General features: G+C 44.6%; 19 protein-coding genes and 1 pseudogene. 6 read left to right on the top strand and 14 right to left on the bottom strand.

Features of this window, described 5'->3' with window-relative positions:
- Positions 1-233: 233 nt before the first annotated feature.
- Complete coding sequence (locus D829_RS0105460; RefSeq protein WP_017687841.1) at positions 234-1214, top strand: serine hydrolase; 981 nt, start codon at positions 234-236, stop codon at positions 1212-1214.
- 87 nt (positions 1215-1301) lie between these two features.
- Here the strand turns inward: D829_RS0105460 and D829_RS0105455 are convergent, their stop codons facing one another.
- Complete coding sequence (locus D829_RS0105455; protein ID WP_017687840.1) at positions 1302-2324, bottom strand: serine hydrolase; 1023 nt, start codon at positions 2322-2324, stop codon at positions 1302-1304.
- A 143-nt stretch (positions 2325-2467) separates the two neighbouring features.
- On the bottom strand, positions 2468-3061 hold the full coding sequence (locus tag D829_RS0105450; protein WP_026081014.1) for a TetR/AcrR family transcriptional regulator: 594 nt from the start codon (positions 3059-3061) through the stop codon (positions 2468-2470).
- 184 nt (positions 3062-3245) lie between these two features.
- On the opposite strand from D829_RS0105450, the gene D829_RS0105445 reads away from it, so the two are divergent.
- A complete protein-coding gene (locus tag D829_RS0105445; protein ID WP_017687838.1) occupies positions 3246-4184 on the top strand; it encodes an alpha/beta hydrolase in 939 nt (312 codons plus the stop codon).
- A gap of 141 nt (positions 4185-4325) precedes the next feature.
- Here the strand turns inward: D829_RS0105445 and D829_RS0105440 are convergent, their stop codons facing one another.
- Together D829_RS0105440 and D829_RS0105435 are read right to left on the bottom strand one after the other, a co-directional pair.
- A complete protein-coding gene (locus tag D829_RS0105440) occupies positions 4326-5054 on the bottom strand; it encodes a DUF1361 domain-containing protein (RefSeq protein ID WP_017687837.1) in 729 nt (242 codons plus the stop codon).
- Positions 5055-5083: 29 nt separating this feature from the next.
- Entirely contained in the window at positions 5084-5620 is a 537-nt protein-coding gene (locus D829_RS0105435; RefSeq protein ID WP_017687836.1) for a hypothetical protein, read from the bottom strand.
- Positions 5621-5813: 193 nt separating this feature from the next.
- On the opposite strand from D829_RS0105435, the pseudogene D829_RS30455 reads away from it, so the two are divergent.
- Both D829_RS30455 and D829_RS0105425 read left to right on the top strand, forming a co-directional pair.
- Positions 5814-6397 (top strand): annotated as a pseudogene (locus D829_RS30455) (spore coat protein).
- A 240-nt stretch (positions 6398-6637) separates the two neighbouring features.
- Positions 6638-7591: a hypothetical protein gene (locus tag D829_RS0105425; protein ID WP_017687835.1), complete on the top strand. Its 954-nt coding sequence runs from the start codon at positions 6638-6640 to the stop codon at positions 7589-7591.
- 100 nt (positions 7592-7691) lie between these two features.
- Here the strand turns inward: D829_RS0105425 and D829_RS0105420 are convergent, their stop codons facing one another.
- Both D829_RS0105420 and D829_RS0105415 read right to left on the bottom strand, forming a co-directional pair.
- Positions 7692-8627, bottom strand: a complete 936-nt coding sequence (locus tag D829_RS0105420; protein WP_017687834.1) for a sigma-70 family RNA polymerase sigma factor — start codon at positions 8625-8627, stop codon at positions 7692-7694.
- A 32-nt stretch (positions 8628-8659) separates the two neighbouring features.
- Positions 8660-9106: a carboxymuconolactone decarboxylase family protein gene (locus tag D829_RS0105415; protein ID WP_017687833.1), complete on the bottom strand. Its 447-nt coding sequence runs from the start codon at positions 9104-9106 to the stop codon at positions 8660-8662.
- 408 nt (positions 9107-9514) lie between these two features.
- Here D829_RS0105415 and D829_RS0105410 point away from each other — a divergent pair, with 408 nt between their 5' ends.
- Positions 9515-10561: an aromatic ring-hydroxylating dioxygenase subunit alpha gene (locus D829_RS0105410; protein WP_017687832.1), complete on the top strand. Its 1047-nt coding sequence runs from the start codon at positions 9515-9517 to the stop codon at positions 10559-10561.
- Positions 10562-11027: 466 nt separating this feature from the next.
- Here D829_RS0105410 and D829_RS30450 read toward each other — a convergent pair whose 3' ends face one another.
- Positions 11028-11861: a cupin domain-containing protein gene (locus D829_RS30450; RefSeq protein ID WP_017687831.1), complete on the bottom strand. Its 834-nt coding sequence runs from the start codon at positions 11859-11861 to the stop codon at positions 11028-11030.
- Positions 11862-12012: 151 nt separating this feature from the next.
- The gene (locus tag D829_RS30445) at positions 12013-13062 is read right to left on the bottom strand and encodes a leucine-rich repeat domain-containing protein (RefSeq protein ID WP_017687830.1); all 1050 of its coding nucleotides are present in this window, start codon (positions 13060-13062) and stop codon (positions 12013-12015) included.
- 115 nt (positions 13063-13177) lie between these two features.
- Between D829_RS30445 and D829_RS33330 the strand changes: the two genes are divergently transcribed.
- Positions 13178-13504, top strand: a complete 327-nt coding sequence (locus tag D829_RS33330; protein WP_152416948.1) for a hypothetical protein — start codon at positions 13178-13180, stop codon at positions 13502-13504.
- A 185-nt stretch (positions 13505-13689) separates the two neighbouring features.
- Here the strand turns inward: D829_RS33330 and D829_RS0105385 are convergent, their stop codons facing one another.
- Genes D829_RS0105385 through D829_RS0105360 form a run of 6 tightly spaced genes read right to left on the bottom strand, consistent with a single transcriptional unit; the run spans position 13690 to position 17977 of the window.
- Positions 13690-14112: a hypothetical protein gene (locus tag D829_RS0105385; protein WP_036660389.1), complete on the bottom strand. Its 423-nt coding sequence runs from the start codon at positions 14110-14112 to the stop codon at positions 13690-13692.
- A gap of 32 nt (positions 14113-14144) precedes the next feature.
- On the bottom strand, positions 14145-15446 hold the full coding sequence (locus tag D829_RS0105380; RefSeq protein WP_017687826.1) for a hypothetical protein: 1302 nt from the start codon (positions 15444-15446) through the stop codon (positions 14145-14147).
- Positions 15447-15467: 21 nt separating this feature from the next.
- Positions 15468-16202, bottom strand: a complete 735-nt coding sequence (locus D829_RS0105375; protein WP_017687825.1) for an SMI1/KNR4 family protein — start codon at positions 16200-16202, stop codon at positions 15468-15470.
- A gap of 45 nt (positions 16203-16247) precedes the next feature.
- Positions 16248-16808, bottom strand: a complete 561-nt coding sequence (locus D829_RS0105370; RefSeq protein ID WP_026081012.1) for a hypothetical protein — start codon at positions 16806-16808, stop codon at positions 16248-16250.
- A complete protein-coding gene (locus tag D829_RS0105365; protein ID WP_017687823.1) occupies positions 16805-17455 on the bottom strand; it encodes a hypothetical protein in 651 nt (216 codons plus the stop codon). Before D829_RS0105365 ends, D829_RS0105370 begins: the two co-directional genes overlap by 4 nt.
- Before the next feature lie 39 nt (positions 17456-17494).
- Positions 17495-17977 (bottom strand): hypothetical protein, encoded by a 483-nt coding sequence (locus D829_RS0105360; RefSeq protein WP_017687822.1) that lies wholly within the window; start codon positions 17975-17977, stop codon positions 17495-17497.
- Positions 17978-18043: the final 66 nt, after the last annotated feature.

Raw genomic sequence — 18043 nt, 5'->3', positions numbered from 1 at the left:
ATACATGTCTGGTGCTCTTCTCATGACAATTATATAAGATTGATAGAAAATGATAGGCTTTTATGCAATATTCGCATGTGATTCTTATCGCTTTCATCGAAAATCGTATTTTACATGCTTGCTTTGACATAATAATGTAGCGCTTGTTGAGCCCTACCTCGGGAGTATGCTAAGATAATGGACACCTATTTCTACAAAATCCTATAACAAATCAACCGCACAGAAAGGACACTATGAATCCTTCATCACTGTCATCCAAATTACAACAGATCATTCCGCCGCTGGATCTGCGAAGCTGCCTCGTCAGCGTACGCGGTGAGATCATGTTCGAACACTACCGCAACCAAGAGGCTGCGACAGATATTGCAAAAGTCAATTCATGTACCAAGAGTGTGCTATCCGCACTCATCTGTATAGCGATGGATAAAGGCTTGTTGCCAGAGGCATCAACCCCAATCTCCACCTTTTTCCCACAGTTGACATCCGATCCTGATCCGCGTAAACCTTCGATCACGCTGGAACAACTGCTCACCATGACAGCCGGATTCAACTGGGACGAGTTCGGCGGGCAGAATTCATTCCCTCGCATGACCCGCACCGATCATTGGGTGAATTTTGCATTGGAACAACGCTTAAGCCATGTACCGGGTACATATATGGAGTACAACTCAGGAGTATCACAGGTCCTATCCGCCATCCTGATGCAAAATGCAGGTATGAACGTAGCCGAGTTCGCAGAACGTTATCTTTTTGGCCCGCTCGGAATTACGGATTACGAATGGGAAAGTGACCCTCACGGTGTACATACTGGCGGATTCGGCCTTAAAATGTTACCCGTAGATCTGTTGAAATTCGGTCAGCTGTTTCTACAGCAAGGTATGTGGGAGGGTGAGTCTCTCATTTCAAGTGATCTCGTATCCCGTTCGACGCAGCCTTTCATTACAGTCACTCCACCGAATCACAGCAGTTATGCTTGGCATTGGTGGGTGGATGTCTATCCGAACGAAAGGTCTGACTCCGAAAATATTGCTGCTGAAGACGACAAACCCAATCTCCATTATTATTACGCGCGAGGATTTGGTGGTCAGTATGTATATATTGTCCCAGAGCTCGAACTTGTTACGGTGTTAACCAATGACAAACGAAAGAAAGAGAAACCTCCGCTCGATGTTTTCCCTCGTTTAATCGCCCCTGATCTATGGAAAATGTTATAAACGTAGGCAGTCCTTCTATCCTGTTCGACCAATGAACCCCCAACCTTATGTAGGCATTAACCAGCCCATAGGTTGAGGGTTTATTGGTCATGCCAAAGCTTCTTCGATGGCAATGGTTATTGGATATGGACCAGACTCTTGATTAGAGATCACAACCAGTTGTAGATCATAGTCCGGATACACGGAAGACATGAACGACACCCCTGGATCAAACCCCATGACATGGAACTTGAAAATATCTTCCTCCTTGCGGTCAATCCAGATACCCTGCCCATAATACTCTTCACCCTCTTTATGAGCATGTGGATTTAATAACTGCTGTGTCGTCTCTTCATTCAACAATTGGTGACCCACTAAAGCACCCCAAAATCGAATCATATTCGGTGCCGTAACATAGGCTCCACCATCTGATCCACCTTTGACAGGAATAGAGAACATATTGGTGTTCCAAGAGCCATTTTCATGATCGATATACCCTAAAGCTGTGTTGCGCGGAAGCTGATCTGTTAAGAAATAACCGGAGTCCTTCATGCCACACCTTTTGAAAATGTGCTCTTCCACAACATCTGTAAACGACAGTCCTGAATGTTGTTCCACGATAAGCCCCAGCACAATGAATCCCGCATTATTGTAATGAAAACGTTCACCCGGAGCAGACTTTATTGGCAGATGCTGAAACATGGGCAGAAAGTCACTTAATCGCCGCATCGCGTAGACGGGTCTATCTTTCCATAATTCTGAAAAGTCTTCCATCACTTCTTCATCAAAATAATCTGGAATGCCTGACGTGTGTGTTAACAACTGCTGGATGGTGATTTCTTCGTCCCACAGTGGAAACTCCACATCCAACACATCGTTCAGCTTGGAATCCGCAGACAACTTGCCTGCTTCAATTAGTTGGCATACACTCACTGCCGTGAAGATCTTACATCCTGATGCAATTCCAAAGCGTGTGTCCACCTGATTGGCAAGTTCTTCACTGCGATTCGCATAACCACGTTTCATATTCAAAAGGGTTTTCCCGGCTTGCTGAAGTAATACAACACCCGAAAAATTCACGCGTTCCATGACTTCTTCTACTTTTGTTGTCAGCTCTACTGCATTCAACATTTTGTTGTTCACCTACTTGTCTATGTATTCATTACATTCTCATTCTTAATTCTTCGTCATATCCTGCTTACCTGCCAAATTTTCATAAAAAGAAGGATTACTCCCTTATAAAAGGAAATAACCCTTCTTCGGACAACGTAAAATTAAGTTTGACAAAGCATGCTCAAATGCTGTTCAATCACTTGTTCCACTCGTTTTACCGTAAGTCTATCTGGCTGCATTAACATATGAATGGCGAGTCCATCCACAAGAGCATATAACTTCTCTGTTTCCATCTCGGCATCCAGTTCAGGATGTGTCATCCCCTGCTTCTGCAACTCCTCTATCACCCATTGAACCGATCGATACATCCCTTGATGCATCTGATCACTTAACTTTTTTAATTCGGGGTACACCAATAATTTGGCTGTAAACGAAAACCAGACCTCCATTTCCATCATTCTGTCTTCGTCCAACGGTAGAAATTGCAAGAGCAGATTCTTCATATCCTGCAGTACAGATTCACTCATCTGTAACGCCTCCACCCTTTTCTGTACCCGTTCTGCAAAAAGATTCATGCAAAAGGTGAACAATTCAGCCTGTGTGGCGAAATAATGACGCATGGAACCTACAGATAGTCCCGCTTCCTTCGCTATATTCCGAACTGTAGCATGCTCCAGTCCGTGCACTTGAATGACCCGGATTGCTGCATCAGCAACGATTTTCCTTTGAGCTTCATGATCTACGATTTTTGGCATGACAACATTATACACCAAGCTTCTCTTTTTGTAATACACTGTGCTATAATCTTTTTAATACATTGTACTAAAATATAAAAACAGCTGTAGGAGAGGAATTCATACGATCATGCATACAACTACCCCCGCCTCAAAACGCAAGAAATTCAGAGTTTTCACCTTCATAGTAAGGCTATTCTGCACAATGTTACTACTGATAGGTGCCGCAATCCTCTATGAGTGGTTTGCTTCGTCGCAGGCCAAAAAGGACTTTCCACCTCCCGGTACGTTAGTTCAAGTCGGCGGTTACCAACTACACATTCATAAACAAGGCAATGGTTCACCGACCATACTTATGGAGGCTGGAAGTGGTGAGACCAGTTTGTCGTGGAGAGACATTCCTGTGGAACTAGCCCAACATGCAACGGTGGTCACGTATGATCGCGCAGGATATGCCTGGAGTGAATCTGCATCTACAGAACGTACAGGTGCGAATATCGTCAAAGATTTACATGCAGCTCTGGAGAAAGGGAATATCCGTGGTCCTTACGTTATGGTAGGTCATTCTCTTGGGGGTATGTATGCTAGACTCTTTGCACAGACCTATTCAAATGAGGTTCAGAGCCTTGTCCTCATTGATGCGAGACCTGAGGATGATGAGCAGAATACAAAGGCTTTGTTGGAACAGGCTCAGTTTCAGGGAAACCCTCCTGCCTCCTTGTTATCTTTACTGAAGGTATCTGGAGCTTTCAGATTATTTCCAGACTTTATGCTTGATGGTCTGGTTGCCAAGCAAGATCGGGATACTTTTGTTAATGTGATTGCTACCCCCTCCTATTTTCACGCCAAAGAAGAAGAAGCCCTCCACGCCCATTCAACAGAAGATGCCATTCGTGGCCAACGTCTTGGATCAATCCCTGTACGTATCATTGCACGCGGACGTCCTCAAGACTATGCTAGTGCGGGGATTCCGGTTGAAATTGGGCAGAAGCTCGAATCCATATGGCAATCGGGTCAGCGTAACATGTTGAATATATCAAAGGATAGTCAACTCATCATGGCAACACGCAGTGGTCATATGATTATTCACGATGAACCTGAACTGGTTGTGAAAACAATCCTTGAGCTAATCTCTGATAAGTAGAGGTATCATTCTTCAGAATATCCTGCGCTCGATCCCATGTTAAAGGGCTGTTCCAATAGCCATGTATATGACTTGGAACAGCCCTTTAAGCAATATACATTAAGATTAGATCTAATGAGTTCGGCCTTAAGAAAACATACGTTAGCGTAACGCTTGCAGATCCACTTCGGGACTTCCTGCACTCTTCTTCATTTCACGGGGAGATCTTGTATTGATCAGATAATACAATGTGGTATAGATTGTAGTGATAAACGTGCCAAAAAACAGGCAAAACGCAAGAGACGGGCGGCTTACACTTTCGTGCATCAGCTCAATCAGCGTCTCGCGATTCGTCAGTGCATCCCAGCTATTCAGTCGATATACACGTCCAAGCAATACTCCATAACTTCCCAAAGCACAACCTGCCAATACAAAGATCCAGGATGCCCAGCGTCCAATTCGGTAATAGATCACTTCCTGAAGCTGATACATCGACAGGAATCCAAGCAGGAGTCCAGTCCAGACAAACATTAATACAACACTTAAGTCGTACCAATACGTGTAGTCCACTCCATTGCCACCATAATACCGGGAACTTCTAGCTGTCAGATGAATCAAATCCGTAACAATATAAGAAGAGTTCGGGAAAAATAACAACCACAGCAGACCACTTGCGACTGCAAGCCATGCGGCACCTTTCCATTTCACATCACTTAGAAGATATGCTGCATATGAGAACACAAAGGGAATCCAGCCCAAGAACAGATTCCAGATCAGGAAGCGGAAATAACGCTGATCCAGCCAATCTGCGGCTACATAGTACAACCCAAGCGTTACTACAGTAACCACACTAAGGAAAATAAATATGCGAATATAATTCAGTTTTCTCAATGATTCTGACCTCACTTGATAAAATTCAATTAGTTTCGAAAATATCGGATGATTTCTTCCTTATTCTTTTCAACACGCAAATTCAATCCACGTTTATCCTTTAATCCATACTGCTGTAATTCATGCCCTGGATCAAGCACCAACGGTTTCGTCGCCACATCAACCAGCAAGTCCATCGTCAATTGATAGGTTTCCCGTAGCTTGTCCATCGGCAGAGAGGATTCATACCGTTTAATCAGCTCAATCAAACGTTCAGCATACACGAGTCGAACCATACTGTCCGCACTCTTCAATTGTCTTGAAGCAAATGCTGTAATTGCCGTAATAATACTGGGTTCTGTCCGATGTTTGGCAATCAATGCAAGTTCGTCCACCGCATCCCAATTCATGATAGACAGCTCGGAACTTAATTGTTGAATTCGCTCTCCTATCCATTGTTCCTCTAACTCTTGGGGTACGTCCCATTGCTTATAGTCGGCATACACGCCTTCTCGATGCATCTGTATAGCGCTCCCGTAATGTTTGACGAACAAATCCTTTGCTACACTCCAATCGGTCTCTTCCATCTTAACCACCACCATGCCTATTCCTATTTGTGCGTATACTCCTAACATATTACATAAGTTTACTACTCTCCAAGCATACTAGAATCATACCATTTACCAAAGGAGAATCAAATTTACAATGAATCGGAATTCGATGCACCCTCAGAATTTAGTACAACCCACATTGAATGCAAATCCAAATATCACCCCTAACATGAATCATGGCGGTCATGAGATGTTCGATGTCCATGAGATTCTGTCCTCCACCATTAACGTGCTGGATCAATATATGATCTTTCGTACATTTGTGCAGAGCCAGGAACTGATAGGCATTCTGGACCGGCAGTACAACTTCATTTTATCCCAGTACAATCTGACAGCAGAGTGTTTTGCATCCGGACAGAAGCCTCATCAAGAGACGGCAACCTATATGATCCCCAACATCGTACCACCGGTATATGGTCTTAAGCCCTCAGCACCGAAAAAGCCAAACCAGAGAGCTTGGCCGATGTAAAAGATGCCGGGATTAGCGGTCATATGCTGGGACTGATCAAGTCACATGCGAGTCTGCTCGGCATGTCCTGTAGCGAGATCACAAATGGAACGGTTCGCCGAGTCATCGCTTCTCAGATCCAGCATTTTATCGAGATGGCCTATGAAATTTTCATGTTCCAGAATAAAAACGCCTATTATCAAGTACCTCAACTCACTGCAAGTGATACACAACAGATGCTTCAGGCATACATTCTAGCAAGCGGGGCACCTCAGATGCCTATTAACAATAAACCACTCCATTAATTAGAAAATAGAATCCGAATACCTAGAACAGTCTCTTTAACCCTTTCGGGTTTTAGGGGCTGTTCTTTCATTATTTGAAATCATTTTCATACTGAAGACACTTGATTCGCTTACCAGAAACTGGTTTAATCAAAGACAGAACTTACATATTCAACATACGGATCATACATATAAAATACGGTGAAATGCTGTTATAAGAAAATTTAAATGGCTTTTTCTTCATTATGGGGAGGTATACAAATGAGATGGAAGCAACCTGCTAAACTTGGTTTACTGGCTATGGCTCTCGGCTGTACTGCCATTGGCGCAATAATTACACCTTCAACAACACTGGCTGCACCTGTTCCCGCTTCCAAAGCGGTGTATCATCAGTTCCAAACCTATCGAACAGAAGCAGTGAAGTCCACAGAAAGTCTGGTTAAAGCGCGTAAATACTTGATGAATCATATCGATAAAGTCGGCCCTTGGCAGGCCACACTAATGACGCTGCAATTGGAGAACATGCTGAACGTGAAGCTGGCTGATATGGATTACCAAATGTATACGGAACAATTTCAACAGGCCATATCTCAAGCCCATGAACAACTTGGTTACGAACAGAAGCTTACATATAGTCGTCTGCTCAAAGAAATTAAAGATCCGACAGTGAAGAAGCTTCTGCAGGAAGCATCAGAGCTTGGGTTCAAACTGGAAACCAGTGAAGGCTTGTATTACCCCATCATCAATTATGAGATATATCAAAAGTTCAAATCTTTTGTTAAGGCTGATATTGCTGCGTACATTAATATTATGGCTACTGAGTCCAACCAAATGACGACTTCAGATGGTGGCATTATCATCTCTTGGAACGAATTAATCCAGCGTGCATTGGAGAAAGAAGCCTTCTTGAACAACTTCCCGAATTCCAATCGCACATCAGCAGTGAAGCAGTGGATATTTGTGGATTACCTGTTTTACGGAAGTGACAACACGCCTGTATATGATTGGTACACGAACGAAGAAATCCGCACCATGGACCCTGAGGTGAAACAGGCTTACGAAAAAGCTTTGGCTAAGCGGGAGCCCAATACGGAGAGTGTTCTTCTGGACACTATGGCAAAGATTTTACTGGTTCTCAATCAGAACAATGATGAGCTTACACCTGAAGTCAGAGCAATCATTGAACCTGTTCAACAACAATTTTCCCGTGAATAATCGGATGCTGAATAGCAAAATGTGAATGCCAAAAAAGCGGCAATCCTCGTGACAGAGGGTGCCGCTTTGAAGTTTACATATCAAGTCCTTACGTTTCGAATCAAAGAGTTGAAGTGTCTATTGATGTAAGTTTATTCGGATTTACGACGAGATATACTCCCTCAATCCGCTCTCCGGAAGCGTCCAACTCCAAACAGAGTACCTCGGACAACTGCCCTTCTTTCATCAACGCGAGTTGAAGTTCGCCATTGATCCACATCGGTACCCATTCTCTCTCACGCAATCGCGTAAGGACTCGCCGTGAGGTCAGGAGTGCAAGCACACCTTTGTGAACGTTCATTGTTCTCATAACCGTATGCACAACGCCACCGCCATCTGCTGTAAATACAGGCTGATCCGCCAGTAACTCAAGCATGGCAGAGACGTCATAACGAAGGAAAGCCGTTGTAAAACGGCTCAGCAATTCACCTTTGGCTATCATATCCGCATCACTCTGCTCGATCGGCGGAAGTCTTTCGGGCAGATTTCGTCTGGCGCGGCTAAAGATTTGACGGCAGTTACTCTCCGTTTTGCCCAGCCAATCCGCTATTTCGGAATAATCATATCGGAACGCTTCACGAAGGACAAAAACAGCCCGTTCCATGGGCGATAGACGCTCCAACATGACCAGATAGGCGTAGGAGATCAGCTCTTTTTTCTCCATCGTTTCCTCTGGCATGTTCGCCACTTCACTGTCACCCATCGGCTCTGGCAACCACTCACCAACATAACTTTCCCGCTGATTACGGGCGGAATTTAACAGATTCAAGCTTCGGTTCACAACCAGTCTGGCGATGTAGGACTTGGGATTACGAATATCCTGAGCAGACGCACTCTGAATCCCCGCAAAGCAATCCTGCACAATATCTTCAGCTTCTACCACACTGCCCAGTATGCGGTAAGCTATTGAAAATGCATAATTTTTATAACGAATATACAACTCACCAACATCCAGAGAAGACACTTCTGGCTCATTAGCGTGGAAATTAGAATTCATAAGAAGCCTCCTCTGGCATGGTGCGTGTATTTTTAGTTAAAGCAACCCGGATACATCCCAGTTGTAATCGCAATCCGGTTCCAGTTATTAATCGTGTTAATGGCCAGGATCAGATCCACCAGTTCGGATTCACTGAAATGTTCACGAACCTTATCGTACAACGCAAGGGGTACACCGTGTTCCGAGATTCGGGTCACCGCTTCAGCCAGCTCCAGCATAACACGTTCTTGATCCGTGAAGAAAGCCACTTCACGCCACACACTCAGCAGGAGAATATGATCCGCATAATCTCCAAGTTTCATCAGATCTTTGGCATGCATATCAAGACAAAAGGCGCAGCCATTAATCTGGGACACCCGGATTTTTAACAACTCATACAATACTTTATTTTCAAATTGCCCGGATATATATTGCTCCATTGCCATCATCGCTTTAAAAGCACCTGGACTTGCTACTCTGTAATTTGTTCTTAAATTCATTTCTCATTCGCCTCCGTCATTTGGTTTACATACTGTAGACAAATGACGGCCGGAATCTGTGACATTCTTTGCGAAAATCTTTTTATGCCCACAAGAACGGTTGCTCAACTAACGAATATTCACACTGAGATTCTGATGGCAGGACAACCTCCATGGAGTTAATAATCAGTAATGGAAAAACATACTGAAAGATTGTTCTCTTTTCTATAATTAACATCTGACGTAATGAAAACCCGAAAATTTCCGTATTCATGTACGGTTTTTGCTGTAGCGTTTGTGATTTCAACCAAAAATAGGTTGGATATATTGATACTTTGACCAAAAGAGTAGTAACATACGGCTAATCAAGTTAACTTTTCTGACATAAAAAAGAGAATCGTTTATTCATATCGGCAAGGAGTGTTTCCTATGATAACTTCCAACGCAAACCGTAATGGGACGTCCGAATTGCCTAGAGGCTGTACGTTCACCGCTGAAGACTGGCATGTATTATCCCAATACTGGTATCCGGTAGTCCAAGCAACCGAAGTAACTGACAAACCACTAGCTGCTCAATTACTCGATGTGAAGCTGGTTCTCTATCGCAGTAATGATCAGGTTGTCGTAGCCAAGGATCTTTGTTTTCACCGCGGGGCCCCACTTAGCAAAGGCTGGGTAGAAAATGGTGAGATTGTCTGCCCTTATCACGGTTTCCGTTATAATTGTGAAGGAAAATGTACCGTAGTTCCTGCGCACCCAAGCTCCAAGATCTCGCCTAAGCTCAAACTTATCGTGTACCCGGCAGTTGAACGTTATGGCTTGATCTGGACCACTTTAGCGGGAACGGAAGAACAGATCCCCTCCTTCCCTGGATGGGATGATCCCGATTATATCAATATTTTAATACCCAACTTTGATATTGCTGGTTCCTCTGGACGACAAATGGAGGGTTTTCTGGATGTATCCCATTTTGCCTATGTGCATACCGAAACGTTTGGTGACCGAAACAACACAGAAGTCCCCCAATACAAAGTGAAACGCGAAGGTAATGAGTTACTGGCCGAGTATTGGAGTACGGTGAGTAACTATGGCAAAGGGCAAGATCTTGTTGCGCCAGAAGGTTTCCAATGGTTGCGCGAGTTTCGAGTGTTCCCACCTTTTGCGGCTTCTCTGACGGTACATTTCCCAGGAGACGACAAGCTGAACATTCTGAATTGTGCTTCGCCGATCTCTGCCCGTTATACACGTTTATTCTGTCCAATCACACGCAACTTTGACAAAGACGCTCCGATTGAAGACACAATCAAGTTCAACTTGCAGGTATTTGAAGAAGACCGCGAGATGGTCGAGTCTCAGAAACCGGAGGATCTGCCCCTTGATCTGCATGCCGAGGCCCATATTCCCGCAGACCGTACTTCGATTGCTTATCGTCAATTATTAACGGAGCTTGGCTTGGGACGAAATTACACATCGTAAATTATATAGCTGTTCTTCTTTAACCTCAGGCAAGCTATCGATGATGGATACCAGCGCTTATAAAGTCTTGAAGTACCATCCTGCGGACTCTGGGGAAGGTTAGACCATATTCTAAGGAACACAGGACGTCTTATTTGGCCGTCATGTTCTCTTTTTAAATTGTAAGGAACATCAGACACTTTATTTCCCAAAATCCCCCGATAAAAACACTTCATACGGCTGTTTATTCTAATATAACGTGTCTCAGATTCTTTAGATTTCTGGGCACGCTTCAAATCCTTGATTAAGACGCCTACGATTCGTTAGCACTCCATGCTCTGGATACGTTCAGGTATGCATCGGCTTTCAACAGGTTTGAAGACACCTTTAATCCAAAAAAGAAGCGTTCCTTTGCGGACGCTTCTTTTGCTATACCTAATTTAACTGAAATACTTATGTGTATTAGATAAACCTCGCCTCAGGAACGTCATCTTTCCTCTTGATTATTCGTATTCACAGGAAGCTCTCTATAATACGGACAGCCCGGCTCATGAATAATACGTGGATCAACCCAAGTGCCCCAGTACGGAAGACGGTTTACGTAAGGTTGCATGTTTGGTTGGTTGTTCGGCTGTGAGTTGGGCTGCATGTTTGGTTGTACATTGGGTTGTGTGTTTGGTTGCATGTTTGGCTGTACATTGGGCTGTACATTGGGTTGTACATTAGGCATTACGTAAGGCTGATGATTCATATTTGGAGCACTGTTAGAGGCAGGAGCAGTTGAAGGCTGGCAATCTGCCGGCGGACCAATAATTACTGTTTTTTGAATGGGAGCCAGCGCTTCTTTAACTTTTTTCTCATCCAGACAGTACGTATAAGCCAAAAGTTTTGCAGGTGTAAGACGTAAGGTGTCTGAGCCAAATATCGCCTCAGGAACAGGAGCATCAAAGATTGCGAGTAAGTGTGTGTGATCTGCAGTAGCCACTTCATAGTGCCACCAGCCTTGAGGAACGTTAGCCACCTGGCCCGGAGTAATCGGGAAATGAAGAAGCTCGTTGGTAAACGGATTAATGAGGGAAACAACTGCCGAACCGCTGATACAGTATACCAACTCGGTTGCATTCGGATGTGTATGTGGTTCAACCACATTGCCTGTGTTAAGGAAAATATCCAATAAAGAAGTATTGCCCAGTGTGTTTAACTGTTTGATGGAAAGAGAGTTAATATAGTTGTTCTCATCCTTCTTGAATAACGGGTTATTGCTCAAATCGTAAGTAAATTCGGTGGTTGGTAAAGTGTAATCCATGTATGAGGTTGCCAAAATAAAACGCCTGCCCTTCGCTCTCGGTTTAGGTCATAACCTATATGCCAGCTTATGCCCAGCGCCCAGATACGTGAGCCCATTTCCGCCAAGTTATCATCCAATAACAAATATCCCTGACTCGGACATCCCGAGCAGGGCTCATTGGCTATTAAAATTCTTCTTCGTCGGAGATGTCCTCCCAACTAATCCCTAATGGAGTACTGTTCAAATTTACACTCTGAAGCCAGGTCATTCGCTTCAACATGTCTGGCGTTCCCTCAATTAAACCATTAGTTACACTCAAATAACGTAGTTTCTTCAATTTCTCCAGTTCAGACGGAAGCTCACGAATACCAGAGTACCCTATATCCAGAGTTACGAGTTCATTCAATTCACCAATCTCGGCTGGAATATGTTTCAGACCAAGATCCGACTTCTCCTTCGGCTTCCACCCGGTAGGAACATGATAAGAACTGCCGCAATAAATTCTAAGCTCTCGAAGTTGTTTCAATTTTCCAATTTCTTGGTGAATACCTTCCAAATCCGCCGTCATGATCTCCAATTCTTCCAGTGATGACAGTTCAAAAAGGGCTGGAGGAAGCGTATAAACATCCTGCTCAAAAATCGTCAAACGTTTCAAGTGCTTTAATTCCCGAATACGTTCCGGAATCTCTTTCAAGTAATGTGAACTAATATTCAGCACATCGGTTTGATGCCTGATTGCATCGTCCAGTAAAGAATGAATGTCCTGATGTCGATCTAACCTAAAAAACAACCCTGTGATTCGATCCATTAGCTCAATTGCTGCTTCTTGTGTAATATGCATGCCATACATATTCTCATGAGCAACAGAGTAGAAGTAGTCACTTCCATCCTCGTTCAAAAAACAAAGATCATCTGGCATTGAGGGATATAACCAGTCATGAAAACGGTTGGCTTCCTCCTTAAGGATCTGCCCTGTTTCCGGCGTGCAACGATATATGTAATAAATTCCCTCAGAATACATAGCGCCACTTTTCATCATCATTTCTTCCATCGTACTGCTTTCAATCAGATACGGATCCAATCTCCGTAACACTTTGGTAACTCTTTCAGGTGTAGCTTCCTCAGCATATTTTCTGTCTACCAGCATAAAACGATCTGTCTTCTCAATCAATTCGTCAATCAACAGTTCATAGGCAGTTCCTCTTGGATCAGTGTGAAAAGCTACGGCTACCATAGGTTCCCCCTCATTACTCATTATTCATTAATCATTAATCTTCAATCTGCTGTATCATCTGATTACACTGTGGCATAGGCTGATATCATCAATGCAGTTATTGGAGGCTTGTTACATGGCATACGGCCCTGGTTCAGTGTCATCCCCGCAACCTGCGGGTTATCCTTACCCTTATTATCCACCACCTCCGCCACCCTCACCGTATCCTTACCCTTATCCGTATCCATACCCACCTATCGTTCCTGTTCCACTACCATATCCGATCGGTGGTCCTTGGTGGCATGGTGGATATCCCGGCGGTGGTTACCCCGGTGGACACCCTGGTCATTTCCCAGGAGGTGGCTATCCCGGTGGACCTCACGGAGGTGGACCTGGCGGTCCGGGTGGACACGGAGGACCTCCAGGCGGCGGATTTCACGGACATCGTTTCTTCCAGTGGTAATCCGTAATCATTAGACTTATTCAAAGTATTGGTTCAGATCAGATAAAGGAGCTGCTTCGGCGGCTTCTTTATTATTGAAGGAATTGTCTAATCGTGCAGGATTTAATACGTGATCTCATCCACAGCCGTACTCCATACTCCTTTTCGAATATATCCAGACTTTCCTCGGATGCACCTTCCCTATCTCAATTCTTCTCTTCTTGTAGATATTGATGATATCCCCAAAACGCTTCTTCCTCTCCGCCGCCTTCAATCAGAATCATTACTGCGTAAGATAACAAATTAAGCCATTGTTCCATCAACGCCACCTGTTCGTCCGAAATGAGGTTGTTGCTGCGAAGCATCCCCTCAGGTTCAACAGCCCAAGCACGGGCCATGTGAGTAATTCCCCATAGACATGACATGACTTCCCGATCAAGTGAAGGCCGTGCAAATTCGGGTGCCAGAACACGCAGTATCCCCATCAACTCATGAAAGTTCTCCTCAATCAAATGTCCACGGAAGGGCCGCAGACTGCCAATGAAACCGTTCTCCATCTTGGGATGACTCAGATCATCATAGGAAAAGGAGTGACATTTCAATAACGTTACAGTCTCTTCACGTTCCATTCCTTCACCCCTTTGCAGGTTGTAATACGAACTCACCAACGCAGAGGTTCTTCTCCACGCCACAACACATACCGCTCCAACTCACGAAGATTGCCTGTACCGATCCCGTACTCATCCATTTCTTTGGAACGAAGATCGAGCACATGCAGCATGCCACCATAAGTGCCAACTGCAAGTTTGGATCGCTCTGGTGATACGGCGAGAGAATAGATCGTACTGCTCACAAAATGACGCCATACTTCCTTGCCCTCGTTATTCACGCAGTATAGATAACCATATGCATCTCCAAGCACCATGCCTGCCTCTATTTCCACCGCTGCATACACACGTGCATTCTCATCCATCACTGGCCAATCTTCCTTCGTTTCGTTGCCTGCAATTAACTCCAGCGGAACCTGTATTGTGACTCCATTATAGAAATGACATGCGTTAAACCAGACATTCTGGTTATCACTGGTGAATGCTGCATAATGAGGGTAGCTGGATTCTGGATAGAGAGAGTATGTCTTGTTCAGCTGGCGGTCCATCACCATATGATTGCTCCCTTGGCTACCATATACAATCCATCGACCATCCCGTGATACCGCTGCATGTCCCATATCTATCTGTGTATCCTCTAGCTCATACTCTTCGATCTCATCCAGATCGGGATGAAGCAAGGTCACCTGGGCTTGTGTGACGAGATATATCCCGTATCTTGAATGTATGAGTAGTGCTCTGCCTTCATCCATAGGTATAAGTCCCTCTAGTGTCCGTTCGGGATGCTCACAGTCCGCAAGTGATTCAATCCGAGGTAAGGACGACTGTATCCGGGATTGGATATCTTCCCATCGATATGTCGCTATCTCCTGTCCTTCCAACCTGCGATCTGGCTGACGAATGACACGAATCCCATCCGGTCCTGCAAGCGCAAAGTCAAGTCCATCCGATGAGCAACCTGCAAAAGTATATGGAGAGATCAACTGCCATCCGTGCTGATCCATCGTATATATGTGACTATTCTCCGTGAAAATTCCCGTATTACATACAACCGTTTCCTCGTTCAGATAACCTACAACTTTGACCGCTTGCATGGAAGCCTGAAACGCCTCGTTCAATGGCCACGTCGCTGCGGGTAGCTCATGTCGAAGCACCTCCACATCACCGTGGAGATTGGCCTGTCTCACCATATGGAATACTTCAGTACTCATTCCGCTTCTGGAGTCTCCCTCCAACTCGGATTCATCCGGTTGCTCTCCCTGCATACTTCTCCGGACAAATGCATTGACATCCCTTGCATAACGCTTGCCTTCATTGCGCCATTGTTCCGCAATGTCTTCCTTTAACCAACTCATAGGTGTCCCTCCACTCTGCCCCTATTCATATGCCGTACAATGATGTGCCTGCAAGAACATACTGATTTCGTTATCCGTCGCCTCCTCCGCACCATTCTTTTCTTCATAGAACAGGGCAACCTCTCTCCCCGTTGCATAGTTAAATCGTAAATATCCTCCCATCGACACCATAAACAGCTTGCACATGTACTCATTCTCCAACACAGTATCCCACTTAAATTCTGTTTTGCATGTATCGGCGATTTCCTTCATGGAGCTTCCCTGTTCCGTCCCTGAAAAATGGTAAAACGTATGTTTCCGCAACTCATTCCACGGTTCAAAGTATAGTGGCGTTATTGGTTTATCCTGATGGTAATACCCACAATAGATCCGGTCCAGCGTTTCCCCAAATTCAGTCTCCGAGCATGTCCATAAGGTGATATTCTCATCATGACGCGGTAGCCACAACAGCCCCTCAACTTCCGGATGAACAGCAAGGAAATCTCCATCTACAGAACTGCCGATAGAGATGCACTGCTCAAGTTGATGCTGACTTATAGGCGAATCATCCGTATGTATCCAAAAATCATATTCCACAAAAGGCTTCAACACTTCTGGGTCTGGTCTCTGCACATTCATCCATCCCGTGTATGTACCCTCTCCATATTGTTCAATCCAGGTACGGTATGACAAAGGTAGCGAGATGGCGTGCTGTTGTTCAAAGTGATCCAGTTCCTCTGTTGGAACCGGCTTAAGTACACGGGATACGATATACATTTGTCGACATCTCCCATCTCAGTTTGGTTCATTCGTTTTCAGGATCTAAGCCAGTTCTTCCTGTACAATGTCAGTCCATACCCCTTTACGATTCAGAATGCGAATGGCAAAGGCATCATATCCATCACGCTTGACCTGATCAAACCCCATGCGTTCTCCCGTGATCAGTTCATACGTACCACGCTCATCTACTTCTTTGCCAAACTCATCATCCCAAGGCACATTGTAGTAGGCCGTCAACTCTACCTCAAAGATATCCTCTCCTTCAACATCCAGATAAGGACGAAGAGGTCTGTCATGTAGTGCTTCTTCCGGATAGGTCTCACATAACATGGCATCATATCCGTGCTTGGCGGCATCAATGAGCAGATAGCGCTCACCCGTGACGGTGTGCTCCGCATATACAAGAAGTGGTGTCGAATCATGCCAGGTAATCAGATCATCTTCCGTCAAGTCACCATAATAAAAAATATGGAATTTATCATGTCCATCACTCGTTTGAAGTTTGCCTTTCCACTCCACTGCATCGGACTTTATGTCCTCTTCCTTCCTTGTTAAACCTTCCAGATAAGCAGGTCCGTGTTGCACACCATACTCATTCATCATCTCGCCTCCGATTTGTTCATTAGAATGGTAACCACTTTGTGTTCCTCATCCACCGTCAGTTTCACATCGATGTTCAGCTTGTCACGGAATAGCACCGTAATATTGATATAAGGATCGCGAGCAGCTTCGCTGCCACTCCCACTGTTACGGCTCATTCCCTGATGAATTATAGACTTCACCAATTCGTTATCCGCTTTGCCGGTATTATCGTAGGTGTAGATCACCTGCCCATCCTGATCATACAGATTTAAGACCGTTGTGAAATCATTGGCGTTCTCATACTTTCTCTCGGTCTGCACATAGTTGTGATCTGTGTGTTGATAGTTTACAGTACCAGCCAGATACGGATTGTCCCCACCCGGCTTCACTTCATACTCCTGATAGGCCAGATTAAACAGGTATTGGATATGACTCATGTCGATCCGGTAATAAAACTGACGGTTATCTTCCTCTTTGTCCATCGCTGCATAACTGTTAATAAGCAGCCCGGCTCCGTAGGACTTGCCATTAACATCAACGGCCAGAGCATAGTCAGATAATACTGTCTCTTTTTGAAATACACCGAATGTCTGTAAAATAAAATAAGCCGGAATCATCAACACACTCAGAATAATTGCAAAAATAGTCAATTTCACGCGTAGTTTCATATCTTCTCTCCGTGCAGCTTTAACGTTTTATCTTCGCTTTCAGTCTCGTCCAGTCTTGTGCTGAAGCTTCGACAGTGTACGAACAACCACATCCCTGTTCTTCACATCCTTAATATAAGCCGGGATACTGTGTGAAGCCGTTCGTATAGGCATATTTCCGTATTTTACACGCAGATCTGCGGAGACATAAGCGATGAGATAATTCAGATGCTCCCGATTCACAGAAACACAATGCGGACATTCCACATGCGTTGATCGATGAGACGTCTTCTTCTCGTCTGTGACTTCTACGTTGAACCAGCGTTCACATACAGCACAATTCCCCTTGGCTTTATATTGATATACTGGTTCTTCAAAAGCTTGAGCGTAACATTCGTAACACTTCCATCCCAGTTGATCATTCCGTTGTTCAATCGAAGCGTGCCCACCGCATTTGGGACATTTCACATCAATCCGCTCGCCCCGTTGAAGAACCGAATAGAAACTGTACTTATACGCACCTTCATCTTCGAAACGTTTCATCCTGTATCCACCCTTCTTCTGAAACTATGACACACACCGCGTCAGAATACTCAACATTTACCAATC

The sequence above is a fragment of the Paenibacillus sp. PAMC 26794 genome, assembly GCF_000316035.1.
Taxonomy (GTDB): Bacteria; Bacillota; Bacilli; order Paenibacillales; family Paenibacillaceae; genus Paenibacillus.
Note: the sequence above shows the minus strand (reverse complement) of the source record. Positions and strands in the feature narration are given on the sequence as shown.